This window comes from Psychrobacter sp. AOP7-B1-24 (genome assembly GCF_052376215.1).
In the GTDB taxonomy this organism is placed as follows: Bacteria; Pseudomonadota; Gammaproteobacteria; order Pseudomonadales; family Moraxellaceae; genus Psychrobacter.
Genome location: NZ_JBQSVL010000012.1, coordinates 51,317 through 64,941 on the forward strand (window position 1 = coordinate 51,317; position 13,625 = coordinate 64,941).

General features: G+C 42.4%; 12 protein-coding genes. 5 read left to right on the forward strand and 7 right to left on the reverse strand.

The window, feature by feature from the left end:
• Window positions 1-55: 55 nt before the first annotated feature.
• Window positions 56-1,165, reverse strand: a complete 1,110-nt coding sequence (ppk2, locus tag ACT3QP_RS04490; protein WP_444524623.1) for a polyphosphate kinase 2 — start codon at window positions 1,163-1,165, stop codon at window positions 56-58.
• A 423-nt stretch (window positions 1,166-1,588) separates the two neighbouring features.
• Window positions 1,589-1,942, reverse strand: coding sequence for a zinc ribbon domain-containing protein YjdM (locus ACT3QP_RS04495; protein ID WP_444524624.1), 354 nt, complete (start codon window positions 1,940-1,942; stop codon window positions 1,589-1,591).
• 268 nt (window positions 1,943-2,210) lie between these two features.
• Here ACT3QP_RS04495 and ygfZ point away from each other — a divergent pair, with 268 nt between their 5' ends.
• Window positions 2,211-2,951: a CAF17-like 4Fe-4S cluster assembly/insertion protein YgfZ gene (gene ygfZ / locus ACT3QP_RS04500; RefSeq protein ID WP_444524625.1), complete on the forward strand. Its 741-nt coding sequence runs from the start codon at window positions 2,211-2,213 to the stop codon at window positions 2,949-2,951.
• Between the two features lie 86 nt (window positions 2,952-3,037).
• Complete coding sequence (locus ACT3QP_RS04505; RefSeq protein ID WP_444524626.1) at window positions 3,038-4,447, forward strand: D-amino acid dehydrogenase; 1,410 nt, start codon at window positions 3,038-3,040, stop codon at window positions 4,445-4,447.
• A gap of 90 nt (window positions 4,448-4,537) precedes the next feature.
• On the opposite strand, the gene ACT3QP_RS04510 is transcribed toward ACT3QP_RS04505, so the two are convergent.
• Both ACT3QP_RS04510 and ACT3QP_RS04515 read right to left on the reverse strand, forming a co-directional pair.
• Entirely contained in the window at window positions 4,538-6,727 is a 2,190-nt protein-coding gene (locus tag ACT3QP_RS04510) for a molybdopterin oxidoreductase family protein (RefSeq protein ID WP_444524627.1), read from the reverse strand.
• 101 nt (window positions 6,728-6,828) lie between these two features.
• A complete protein-coding gene (locus tag ACT3QP_RS04515) occupies window positions 6,829-7,584 on the reverse strand; it encodes a TetR/AcrR family transcriptional regulator (RefSeq protein WP_444524628.1) in 756 nt (251 codons plus the stop codon).
• Between the two features lie 560 nt (window positions 7,585-8,144).
• Here ACT3QP_RS04515 and ACT3QP_RS04520 point away from each other — a divergent pair.
• On the forward strand, window positions 8,145-9,392 hold the full coding sequence (locus ACT3QP_RS04520; protein ID WP_444524629.1) for an NADH:flavin oxidoreductase/NADH oxidase family protein: 1,248 nt from the start codon (window positions 8,145-8,147) through the stop codon (window positions 9,390-9,392).
• A 572-nt stretch (window positions 9,393-9,964) separates the two neighbouring features.
• Entirely contained in the window at window positions 9,965-10,168 is a 204-nt protein-coding gene (locus ACT3QP_RS04525; RefSeq protein ID WP_444524630.1) for a CsbD family protein, read from the forward strand.
• A gap of 559 nt (window positions 10,169-10,727) precedes the next feature.
• Here the strand turns inward: ACT3QP_RS04525 and ACT3QP_RS04530 are convergent.
• A complete protein-coding gene (locus ACT3QP_RS04530) occupies window positions 10,728-11,435 on the reverse strand; it encodes a ZIP family metal transporter (protein WP_444524631.1) in 708 nt (235 codons plus the stop codon).
• Between the two features lie 433 nt (window positions 11,436-11,868).
• Here ACT3QP_RS04530 and ACT3QP_RS04535 point away from each other — a divergent pair, with 433 nt between their 5' ends.
• Window positions 11,869-12,213 (forward strand): hypothetical protein, encoded by a 345-nt coding sequence (locus ACT3QP_RS04535; protein WP_444524632.1) that lies wholly within the window; start codon window positions 11,869-11,871, stop codon window positions 12,211-12,213.
• A 120-nt stretch (window positions 12,214-12,333) separates the two neighbouring features.
• On the opposite strand, the gene ACT3QP_RS04540 is transcribed toward ACT3QP_RS04535, so the two are convergent.
• Both ACT3QP_RS04540 and ACT3QP_RS04545 read right to left on the reverse strand, forming a co-directional pair.
• A complete protein-coding gene (locus tag ACT3QP_RS04540) occupies window positions 12,334-12,645 on the reverse strand; it encodes an NGG1p interacting factor NIF3 (RefSeq protein WP_444524633.1) in 312 nt (103 codons plus the stop codon).
• Between the two features lie 69 nt (window positions 12,646-12,714).
• Entirely contained in the window at window positions 12,715-13,341 is a 627-nt protein-coding gene (locus ACT3QP_RS04545) for a DNA-3-methyladenine glycosylase (RefSeq protein ID WP_444524634.1), read from the reverse strand.
• Window positions 13,342-13,625 lie beyond the last annotated feature (284 nt).

Sequence of the window (13,625 nt, forward strand, 5' to 3'; positions counted from 1 at the left end):
AAAAAAACCACTTAGACCTTACCTAAGTGGTTTTTTATTTCAAGAAGCCGCTGCTTTAAACCGCTAAATCATCTTTTTCGCCCAGCTCATATAAAGCTCCTGCACGACCAACGATGAGTGGATCGACATTACCCACCTGCTTTTTATCTTTATTTTCGTACGGTAGTTTATTGAGTACATAACGCATGGCATTTAGACGAGCACGTTTTTTACAGTCTGACTTAATCACAATCCATGGCGATTCAGCAGTATCTGTATTATAAAACATCGCTTCTTTAGCAAGTGTATAATCGTCCCATTTGTCGAGAGAGGCTTTATCAATCGGTGACAATTTCCATTGTTTTAAGGGATGCGCTTCACGTTGGGCAAATCGACGTCGCTGTTCATCACGACTGACTGAAAACCAAAACTTGATCAAATGAACGCCTGAATCAATCAAATATTTTTCAAAGTCAGGCACTTGTTTCATAAAAGACTCGTACTCTTTATCGGTACAGAACTCCATGACTCGCTCAACACCAGCTCGGTTATACCAAGAGCGGTCAAACAAAACCATCTCACCTTGAGTGGGTAAATGCTGAATATAGCGCTGAAAGTACCACTGTCCGAGCTCTTGTTCGGTTGGTTTTTCAAGTGCAATCACCTTAGCACCACGCGGATTAAGATGTTCCATAAAATGCTTAATCGTACCACCTTTACCTGCAGCATCACGACCCTCAAAGACGATGACTACTTTTTGTCCAGTATCTCGCACCCAATGCTGTAGCTTCAACAGCTCAACCTGCAAATGATATTTTTGCTTCTCATAGTTTTTACGTGATAATCGGTTTTTATATGGATAACCACCTTCACGCCAATTATCAGACAATTCATCATCTTTGATACTACCTGTCTTTACGTAGTTGGCAAGTGCGTGTTTAGCAAATATATCCTTAAGTTTCATCAAATCATCAGGAGAAACATCATGAATCAAGGCTTGTAAATGCTCAGAAATACTATCGATATTACCATCAGCCAAATCTTTCAGTAATACTTGATCAATGACTTCTTTGGTCTTTACGCGAGAGCCATCTTCTTTCTTTTTGGTTTCGTACTTCTCGATGCCTTTTTTATCAGTAATGTAAACATCATTTACTTTTTCAACCTTACTTGGCTTTTTTGTCATAACTTACCCTCCTCACAAAATTAATAAAAATACTTCAGAAAAACCACTTTTTCGTATTTATTTTATTATATATAAAGAAAAACTACATAGTTATTCATTATTTCTTACAAAAAACCATGTTGACTTTAAGGGTATAGTTAAAGAAGTTTAAAACGAGTATCAAATAAGCGGTTATAAGGTGCCTTATATACGAAACGATTTTGGAGAGACTCATCATATTTTTTAAACTTAGCATCACCCTGATTTAGGAATAATGATACAAAAAAACCACCTAAGTTTAGGTGGTCATCTTTTTGCATATCTTTATCAAAAACATAAATAAGCTTATGCATTCATATAGTTAGTAGACCTTAAATGTCAAAACAAATAATCCTATCAGTCACTAAAACTGCGCTCAATACAATGCTTTTATAAGCGATCTATTTAGGCTTTTTTCACTACCGATGACTTGAGCTTCATCGGACCATAGCCATCCAATTTACAGTCAATATCATGGCCATCAGTCGCATCTGGTAACAGGCGAATACTCTTGGCTTTGGTGCCTACTTTAATGACAGTTGAAGAGCCTTTTACTTTTAGGTCTTTGATCACGGTTACCGCGTCGCCGTCCTGCAGCTCATTGCCAACTGCATCACGAATGACTGCCTCTTGCTCTTCAGCTTCTGCCGCATCAGTCTCTGCCGCTGTCCATTCATGAGCACACATAGGGCATACCAGTAACGCACCATCTTCATAAGTATATTCAGCATCACATTTAGGGCAATTGGGTAAGCTCATAATTTCCTCGATAGCCATTATAAATTAAGTTTATTGCAAAGGCCTTATTGTACCGTAACTCACCTATTTTCACCAACTTGTACGCTTGAAAACTGCGCTCAGCACCCAACTTATACCTTAACTGACCACTTAGCGCTGACGTTTTTTATGACGGTAGTTTTTGTGGTACTCTTCTTAGTCTCATTTACATTTACGTAGACAGTTTTTTATCAAAAAAATCAACACTGACGTCTTTAATGAATAAATTGACATTAAAAGGATAATAACAATGGGTCATGTTTCTATACCACAGTTTCAACAAATTAGCATTGTAGGCGCAGATGCCGAAAAGTTTTTACAAGGACAGCTTACGTGTGATGTGACTAAACTGGGGCTGAATTACCAAGCAGCCGCTATTTGCAATTTAAAAGGCCGTATTGAGTTTGGTATTTGGATTAAAAAACAAGCCGAGCAACATTTTGATGTGGTGATCAGTGCCGACTGTACAGACTCGCTACTTGCCCACCTCAAAAAGTTTGGCGCTTTTTCCAAATTTGATACCAGCGCGCCAATCTTTATTTATCCTTGTGTGCTTGCTGATGAGCCGACCTTTAGCCATGACGATACGCACAACACCGAACAGGACACACAATCGTGGATGCAATGTAGCATTGCTACTGGCAATTATTGGATAGTTGCCGCCACCCAAGGCGAGTTTCAGCCACAAGAATTGCGCTTGCATCAGCGCGGCGGTATGGATTACGACAAAGGCTGTTACTTAGGGCAAGAGGTGATTGCGCGTATTTACTTTAAATCTGCGCCTAAGGCATTTTTGCATTACGTACAAGGCGAAGATGTACTACCCAGTGCAGGTGACAAGCTAGATAAAATTCAAGTTGTCAATGCCATTGCAACCGACCACGATTTTGAAGCATTAGTGGTTGCACGTCCAGAACACCTTGCCGACAGCGCACTCACCACGCTCGACTTGCCAGCCGCCTTACAGGCAGATGTTGCTCGCGCTAAATAGCGTGACGGGTTATCAATAAACACTATTTAGTTATTTCACTATTTAGTTATTTTACTATTTTAGGGTCTGTTGAACATCCAAATCTGGTGCAATTTGAGCAATCATCAGCCCTAATATTTGAATATCAAACAGACCTTATAGGCACGGCAGAAAACCCTATGACACATATTGCAGTACTGGGAGCAGGCGTGGTGGGTGTGACCACTGCATGGTATCTTCGTCAAGCAGGCTATGATGTGACTGTGATTGAGCGCGAACCGGCAGCAGGCTTACAAACTTCATTTGCCAATGGCGGTCAAATATCAGTATCGCACGCCACGCCGTGGGCTAACCCTGCCACCCCAAAAAAAGCGCTAAAATGGCTTTTTAAAGAAGACGCGCCGCTGCTGTTCCGCTTACGTGCCGACAAAGCCCAGCTTAAGTGGACAATGCAGTTTTTACAAGAATGCCGTGCCGACAAAGCCGATGCCAACTTGGTACAAATGGTACGTTTGGGGTTATATTCCAGAGATGCCTTACAAAAACTGCGTGCCAATATTGGTATTGAGTATGAGCAACAAACGCGCGGTATCATGCATTTTTATACCAGCCAAGCTGAGTTTGATGCCGCCATTGAACCCACCGAGCGTATGCAAGCCCTTGGCTGTGAGCGCTATGTGATTGATATTAACAATGCCGTCAGCTTAGAGCCTGCGTTATCGCCCATTGCGCATAAACTGACTGGCGCTACCTATACCAGCCAAGATGAGTCAGGCAATGCGCATTTATTTACCCAGCGTTTGGCAGCGCGCTGTGTCGAGGCTGGCGTGCATTTTATGTACGATACCGAGATTGTTGCCATTAATACCGATAACGATACGGACCTTAGTACCAAACGCCCGCACGTGCATAGTGTGACCATTCGGCCAACAGGTGAAAACGCGCAAACGTTTACGGCAAATAGCTATGTGTTGGCACTGGGCAGTTATAGCGTTGGCTTATTAAAACCGCTGGGCATTCATGTGCCGATTTTTCCGGCAAAAGGTTACTCGGCCACCTATACCGTGAACCCACGCGCGCCGCACCTAGCGCCTTTTGTCAGCTTGATTGATGATGAGTTCAAACTGGTCGCCTCGCGGCTTGGCAACAAGCTACGAGTTGCTGGTACTGCAGAATTTAATGGCTACAACCTAGATTTAAACGCCACTCGCTGTGAGGCCATTACCCGCCGTGTGCAGCAGTTGTTCCCCAAAGGTATTATTGCAAACTCGGTACAATACTGGACAGGCCTACGCCCCATGACACCCTCAAACGTACCACTGATTGGCCGTGCACACTGCGGTCAAGTCAAACATGGTAGTCATAATGCTGCAGCCACGTTTGATAACTTATGGCTCAATACTGGTCATGGCACATTGGGCTGGACACATTCTTGTGGATCTGCAAAAGCGATTAGCTTATTAATCCAAGGTGAAACTCCTAACGTCGATTTTGATTTTGTGGGTATGAGTGTCTAATCGAGTCAGCGATATATTCAGATTGCAAAAAAAAAGGCGCTCACTTTACGTGAACGCCTTTTTTGTTTGTCTATGAACTTATCATTAACTTTATGCGACTGCGCCTTCCGCTGCAATCTCTGTATCCGTAGATAAACTATCTGCAGCTACGTTCAAGGCTTCTAGCTGTACAGGCACACCATTAACGGCAGCATTACCACTCAACTGATCAATCAACGTGTCATCAGTCAAATCATTCACGCTAACACCTGCATGTGCTTGAGCAATTTTCTGCTTCACCCCTTTACGGCCATGCCCAAAGCCATGCGGAATACTCACCACCCCAGGCATCAGCTCGTCTGTTACCTCGGCTGCAATTACCACGCTACTGATGCGTGAGGTAACTTTTACAGATTGACCATCTTTAATACCATGCTGCTCAGCAGTTTGAGGGTGCAACATTAAAGTACAGCGCGATTTGCCTTTTACCAACCGGTGGCTATTGTGCAACCACGAGTTATTACTACGCACATGACGCCGCCCAATCAGCAGAATCTCATCACTATTATACTGTTGCACCATGTCGGCCACGCGTGCCAAATCGTCCTCATAAAAATCAACATGAAGATGAATTTGTTTATCGGCATGTTTAATAGCCTCTGGCAACATACGATGTAATGGGCCCAAATCGATACCATGCGGGTTTTCGATGAGGGCTTCAAATGTCACCTCTTTATGAGGTCCATACTTTAGACCTTGCTCTAACAAGAACTTAGGACCAAACGCTTTTGTTGCCGCGCGTTCTTTTTGGGTAGCTTCTGGTGCATCTTTATCTAAACGCTCGGCCAGCTCTAAATAAATCTCCCAATCATGCTTCTCGCTGTCTTTTTTAGCAAACAGTGCAGGCGAATATTTGGCCACATTATGCACCGCAAAACCGTTAAAGGTAATGTCGTAATGGTCGCGCTCTAAGGGCGATACGGGCGGTAAAATAATATCGGCATGCCGACTGGTTTCAGTCACAAAATAATCGAGCGACACCATAAAGTCTAGCTGAGATAACGCCTCATCTAACTTCTCACCGTTTGGCGTACTAATAACAGGGTTGCCAGCAACGGTAACAAACCCTTTTAGTTGACCCTCTCCTGCCACCAACATCTCATCGGCCATGGCCACCACTGGGTACTCACCATTAAAATCGGGCAAATTGCTCACACGGCTACGGCGTTTGGCCAAATAACCCGGCCCTGAGCTGTTCACCACATCAATAGCCGGATTTGGAAACATCAAGCCGCCAACCTCATCTAAACGGTCAGTCACGATATTAATCACCATAGATAAATACTGGCTGAGCAAGCCAAACTCTTGTACCGATATGCCCATACGGCCGTAACAAACCGAGCTTTCGGCCTCGCAAAAATCTTTTACAATACCTTTGATGGCAGATGCGGTAATGCCTGTAATGCTTGCCACCGCTTCTGGCGTATAGGCCTTAGCAAAAACAGCAATACGGTCAATCTCTGGTGCCAATGCTGCCGCTTTGCCATCTAGTTTGGCGTAACCTTGGGCATAGATTTCGTTTAGCATGGCCAATAACAATAAGACATCTGTGGCAGGGCGGATAAAATGATGCTCACTGGCAATGTCGGCGGTTTCTGTGCGGCGTGGGTCAATCACCACCACTTTGCCCGCGCGCGCTTTAATGTCTTTGAGTTTTTGGCGCATATTGGGCGCAGTCATAATACTGCCATTAGACGCCAGCGGATTACCGCCAATAATCAGCATATATTGGGTGCGGTTCACATCAGGCACTGGTATACGCAGCATATGACCAAACAGGTGCATGCTGACGATATGATGCGGTAATTGGTCGATTGACGTGGCAGAAAACCGACTGCGGGTTTTGAGGCTATTTAATAAGTGTTTGATGGTGAGCATGCCGCCCATATTGTGAACATTGGGGTTGCCCAAATACACCCCCACTGCATTTTGGCCATATTGTTGCTGAACAGACTGAATACCAGCGGCCACTTTGTCTAACGCTTCTGGCCAGCTTAGTGGCTTCCAGCCATCAGCTGTTCTTTCGACAGGTTGGCGCAAGCGGTCAGGATCTTCATACAAATCCTGTAACGCAGTGGCCTTTGGGCAAATATAACCTTTCGAAAAAGGGTCGTTTTTATCGCCCCTGATAGACAATACTTTATCGCCCTCGTACTTTATCTCGACACCGCACATGGCCTCGCACAATGTGCAGGTTCTAAAGTGTATGTGCTCGTTAGCCGTTTCTATTGCTATACCCACAGTCACGCTCCTTGTTGTGTTTGTGAGTCCTTGTTATCACAATGTGAATCGGTACTCACGATGGTTGCTTCCATGCAAAATAATATTAAAAAGGTTATCTTTTAAACTGAATCAACTATATGGTTATCTAACGCATTTCTGTACAAAAATTTGGCGAACAATGCATCAAAACTGGCGCTCAATGCCGTAATGGCTTGCTTTTTTGAGTAGCGCTGTTGATGGCAACCCAAAATCAGCTCATGCACTTGTGCCGCAGCCATATCCACACAAAGGTGTACCGCAGTGCGGTCTACTGTCCGGTTAGCTAACTGCAACCCTTGTATAAATATCTGCGTCCACTCGGCTTGTATGTCGTTAATAAGGTGACCCAAACCACTGGTTAATGTACTTGAATTTTGTGCCATAGCTGCCGTAGTATCGCCTATATTACCGCCCATACGCGTACGATCTTCTAGCAAGTGCTGAAACAAGCCGATGTTTTTAAAAGCGGCCTCAAAAATCATTGTCAAACAGTGCTGGCAGCGCTCGTTAAAAGCGGTTTTACTCAACGTGTCGTAATCGGTAACCATGTTTATCCAAGCGGCACGCATGGGCGACAAATAATTGGCCTGTAATTGCGCACTCAGCTCATTTTGCAACGCCTCTAAACCATCAAAATGGTTATAAAAACTGGGCTGCGCAATACCTGCTCCTTTGGCTACTTTGTTCATACTCATGCCCTGAGCACCCTCTATGCTGTACAGCCGTAACGCACTTTTTAATAAAGCGCGGCGAGTTTTGGCTTTTGCTTGCTCACGTTTAGAGGCCATAGCTGTTGTTGGGGCTTGTGAGTATGCGTCTAACATTTGGGCGGCCAAAAAAAGTATCCTTATTTGGGGTATGTACTTGTTTATGCATGTATAGTCAATCAATGTTAAAAATGATACAAGGCAGACGAGCGCAAGTACTACAGTAGTAGGCTAAGCGAGTCTAACGCCGTAACACTTTAAGAGTGATTCGACTATAAGTGTTTAAATGGCGCTACGCTAAATCACTGTCTATCAAATGGCGGTCTATCAAATAACGCGATCAATCACTATTGAAATGACAATTAATAGTACGTATTAAGAGTGCTTATTAATAAGCCATTATATTTTCACCTATAAGGTTATAGCCATTTAAATAATAAGTCGAGCGCTAAAACGGTATAGTATGTTGTAAGTATTAACTTTTTAGGGTGTGTGTTCATTTTAAAAATGGTCATCAAAATGATGATAAATGGACATCAAACCAAAAAAAATAGCGCAAATAATATTGAGTTATTAGGGCGTGTTGACGCCTTTTGGTAAGAGTCAGCCGTTTGTAACCCATTTAGATGTCTATCGATTGAACTGAAGACACGCCTAGTCTCACCACCCATCATTTTTAGGATACTGTCATGACGTCAGCTGTTTTTTCACCTTTTGTACTACCATGTGGTACCACACTGCCAAACCGGTTAGCAAAAGCGGCAATGGAAGAAAACATGGCCGACAAAGGGCAGGTTCCTGGTCCTGCTATTTTTCGTTTGTATCAGCGTTGGGCAAAAGGCGGCACCGGCTTATTAATTACTGGCAACGTAATGGTTGATGGCCGCGCAATGACAGGCCCAGGCGGCATTGTGTTAGACAAAAATACCGATCTAGAACCGTTTAAAGCATGGTCGCGCGCTGCCAAACAAAATAATACCCATGTTTGGATGCAAATTAACCATCCTGGCCGCCAAGTATATGCAGCAATGGGCGGCGATGTGTTATCACCATCTGATGTACCGGTTGACTTGGGCAAGCACTCACATTTATTTGGCCAACCTCGCGCCATGACTAAGCAAGACATTGAGCAACTGATACAACGGTTTACTGATACTGCCGTAAAAGTCGAGCAAGCAGGTTTTGATGGGGTGCAAATTCATGCGGCGCATGGTTATTTGGTGTCGCAATTTTTATCACCACTTACCAATAAACGTGATGATGAATACGGCGGCACTATCGAAAACCGTATGCGGTTGCTGATTGCCATTATTAAAGCGGTTCGTGCCAATGTTAGCCCTACTTTTGCCGTTGGAGTCAAACTCAACTCCGCTGATTTTCAGCGTGGCGGGTTTGATGCTGATGATGCAAAAGCAGTGATTGCGGCCATAAACACATTGGCAGTTGATTTGGTTGAATTGTCTGGCGGCAGTTACGAGAGCCCAGCCATGCAAGGCACAGCAGCAGATGGCCGAACCTTACAAAGAGAAGCCTATTTTTTAGATTTTGCAACAGACATTGCACAAGCAGCCACCATACCAGTCATGACCACTGGCGGTGTCAGACGCTTAGCCGTTGCAGAAAACGTATTAGCACAAGGTATTGATGTGGTAGGTATTGGCACCGCTTTAGCCATGAACCCTGCCCTGCCCAACGGCTGGAAAACCAACCATGCCCTAAGCGCACATAACCCTGTGGTACGCTGGAAAGACAAAACGCTTGCAGCAGTGGCGACCATGGCGGTTATTAAGCATCAGTTGCAACGTATGGGTAAAGGCAAATCGCCCAAAACCAATACCTCGGCAGTATGCTCGTTAATTGCTGACCAAGTTCGGCAAAAAATACTCACCAAACGTTATCACTCTTATTTAGCCACGTTAGCCAAGCCTGATGCTTGATTAAGGTAAACCTTTGATAATAACGGTATATCAATCAGGACTATAGTATAAAAACCAGTGCTACTTATAGCACTGGTTTTTTGTGATAAACATAATAATGGTAAGGGCTAATATCGTTTGGCAGTAACAGCAAATACTGGTTTCAATAAATACTTACCAATACACCATTAAATAAAAAAATTTAAAAATCATTAACTTATAAAAAGCGCCATCCTATCTGGTTACCTATACTCACGCTAACTGAGCCAGCTTTGACATAACCCATGCATAAGTAACACGGCAGGTTCATTAATTATAATTAAGCAACACTATAAACATTGGTTCCACAGACACCTTTGGTAAAACGGCCTATATTTAGTACCACAAGGCAGTAAACAAATTAGTCAAAATAATAAAAACTAGGTATAGATAACAATAATAAAATACGTACCCACTAATTGCCTTTGTTTAATGTTAGACGATAATTACAATAAATAATAATAAAACGCCACAATAAGAAAAAACTGATAGCACTAAGAACAACAACGATGTAACTATTTTAATAAATCAATCAATAGAAAAGGAAGACAGCCATGAACGAACATACTTTGAAAGGCGAATGGAACCAGTTAAAAGGCTCAGCAAAGCAAAAATGGGCAGAATTGACTGATGATGACTTAACTCATATTGAAGGCAGCCGCGACAAGCTGGTTGGCCGCGTACAAGAACGCTATGGCCATGCCAAAGAGGATGCCGAGCGCGAAGTAGACGACTGGCGCCGCCAAAACAAGTATTAATGCATAGAACCGATAGCAATAGCACAGACAGCAACAGATAGTGTCATAAAAAATAGTGTCATAAAATACTAAAAAGCCGCATAGAGTTCTATGCGGCTTTTCATTGCCTAGCTGATAGACAGTAATAACTAGCGCCTAGCTATTAGTACAAAACTGCATACTAGGTAAGTATCGTCCAGACACGATAAAACCGCATAGCAATAAATTGTTATGCGGTTTTATTGTTAACGATCCATGTTACTTATCACCACTGTTTCTTATGCATCCTTGCACAATCTTCAGTACATTGTGATACTGGGCATCCTGCCCTTTTACTACCTATAGTAGCATTCACTACTATCAGCATCGGTCATGTGTCCTTACTTCACTTATTATTTTCATCCTGATAGTAATAAGTGAATCATTATCCTTAATGCGGTCAACTCAGTCCTTGAGTCACATTTTCTAATGCCGTGTGACTATAATGCCTAAATATGAACCTCATGTTAAGTCGCGTAAGCGTCATTGCGTGTAAGCATATGCTTACAATTATTTTATAACGAGCAAGTTTAAATTATTTTTAGATAAGCATTTCACCGACAACACCAATCAAAAACCCAAACGTTGCGCCTAACGAAGTCATATAATTACTATTTAGCTTACTCTCAGGAATAATATCCTGAATCAACAGATAAAGTATCCCACCACTCGCAAAAGTCATAAGGTGTGCTGTCATACTAGGATGTTGACTCAATAAAAAATGTCCAATCAGCGCGGAAATAATACCAAAGAAACTCAATACAAAGAAAATAGCCAAGGTCTTTTTGACACTGAAACCACTCTGTACCAAATCGCGAAAAGAGTTAAAAGCTTCAGGTAAATTCTGCAAACCGATAAATACTGCTAATAATATCGCCATTTGTGGTTCGATGGCAAAAACTGCCCCAAGAGCAATAGATTCGGGTACAAAATCCATCATCATCGCTAGCAACGTCGCTTGCTGACTTCCTGACTCTGCCAGTCTACGGTCAATGAACATAAACAGCACAGCACCTAGTGAGAACGATGCCATCACACCCCAAATGCTCAGCACCTCCATACCCTTGGGTATTAGCACTAAGGCTAATGCTGACAGTATAATTCCAGCACCAAATGACATGAGTGTATGAACCAATTGTGACTTAAAAGCGCTTTCTTTGATGTGATGGTCAAATATATTGGCCAGTACGCCACCTATAAAAACAGTTGCGCCTGCAAATCCTGAAAACAAAATCAGTTCGAATGGCATTTTTTTCTCATTATTTATTATTGTTCGTTAATTGTCTTGATAATGCTGTCCGATTATCCGCATGTCACTTACAACGTCTTAACGCAAATGACATCTAACCTCAAGTTTTATACTCTATGATATAGTGATATATTTCATTGACTTATATCGTACTAAAATTTTGCGCTGCACTAAAATCAAGCCGCCACATAATGGGCATCAACCAATATTAGGCTGATTATTATTCCGCTATAAAACAAATACAGCGCTACTGGGTGCATTTTGCGTAGCCTCTGTCCTACGTAATACAACAAACAAGGAAAGTGTAGGCCAAAATCGCACCGTTATATTTGTATCTCTTTTATTTAAGACTAACTATAGTACGGCTGTAATCCTATTTTTTGAGTTAAAAACGTACGTTCATTTTGCTAGGCATATAACAAGGAGTTTCATTATGAGAACCCCACAAGGCTCAATTATAAGAACACTTTCAACCTCTGGGCTGTCTATCGCTCTACTAGGAACGCTAGTAGGATGTGCCACTGTAGCGCCACCTCACGATAATCGCCCTGTTTATCGTAACAGTCATGCGATTAACTATAGCCATCAGCTGCCTCAAGATTTACATCGTAAAGTTTACAACAACCATCGCGATAAAGATGTACGCAAAAAAGAACATAGCAATAAGAGTAAATATAAGGACAGAAAGCAAGACAAAAACAAAAATAGTAATGATAAAAGAGATGATAGAAGGGGTAAAAATGATGACAAAAAATATGACGAAAAAAATCGCAGGTAAAGAAATTAGCAGTTAAAAAAACGAATCATACCTTGCTATTATTAATCCCAACATCAATCCCAAATAAGAACCATCTCAGCTTGATGGTTTACTGTGTCTGACGATATTAGCGCTTGAACTTTAAAACGCTAATACTTTAATGACATCGTAAGCAGGCGTTTCGTACGGGTGGCTATTTTTAAGTGCTGTAATCACAGCCTCGATGTACGACTCATCAACCACCATCTCCACTCGCCACTCATCAACCTCTTCAAGCTTATTATGCGTGCCAATATGTGGGTTACTGCCTGCTAACGGCTTAAACTGACCCGTGCCCTGAGTTTGCCAGCAACAGTGCTCGTAGTTTCCTATCGTGCCTGCTCCGGCTGCAAATAATGCAGATTTAACTGTATTTAAGCTGTCTTCTGGAATAAAAACGGTGAGTTTATACATACCCTTCATCCTCTCTACATTAATCTCATAAAATACATTAAGGTTAAACTGTCCAATCTACAGACGATACTATTTTTTGGATAGAGAAACATGATCGGTCCAAACATAACGCAGTAACCAGTCTTTTGCTTCACCTGCATAATCAATACCAATACGTGGGCGCAGTGATATTGAAGGCTGACACCCATCATCCTCTATCCAAACTGCAGACTCTGGACTAATCACTTTGCCATATAAATCACGATCAATTTGCAAACGCTTCGTTAACTTACCAGGACCTGCGAACTGTTTAGGATGAGTAAACTGCTTATCTAGACTGAGCTGCTGCTCTTCTCGCAAGCGGTCACTGCCCGCTGCTAAAAACCCTGCCCGAATCAATACTGATTCAGGAGATTCTGAAGCACCGCTGATAAGGTTCAGCATATGATGTACACCATAAGTAAGATATACATAAAACACACCGCCTGCCTCATACATGATTTGTGTACGGGCGGTTCGGCTGCCTGCATGTGAATGACAGGCTGGATCACTTTCACCGATATAGGCTTCGGTCTCTGAGATACGTATACGTAGCGTTTTTTGCTGTCCATCACTATCTGTCAGTTGTCGACATAAGACTTTACCAATCAGGTCAGCAGCGACCACACAGGTCGGACGAGTGAACCAGTCAGGCTCCAAAATAATCGATGTAGACATGAGCGACACCTTTTCTTATTTTTATGGTCTAATTGCTATGAGTAAGTACTAACAAATTAGCATAAAAGTAAGATAAGGTATTTATGGCAATGTTTACGCTGTGTTGGATATTTTTGAGCTATTGATGTTTAAACGGCGATCGTTAATAATAACGACCCTTACAAATAAATATGGCTAAAGTGTATGTGAGTATTACACTTTAAATAATCTACATTTATAATCTGTTTAGAGTGGTTCTATTAACAGATTTGAGGGGGTGAAATTACTGGTTCTACTGGTTTGTC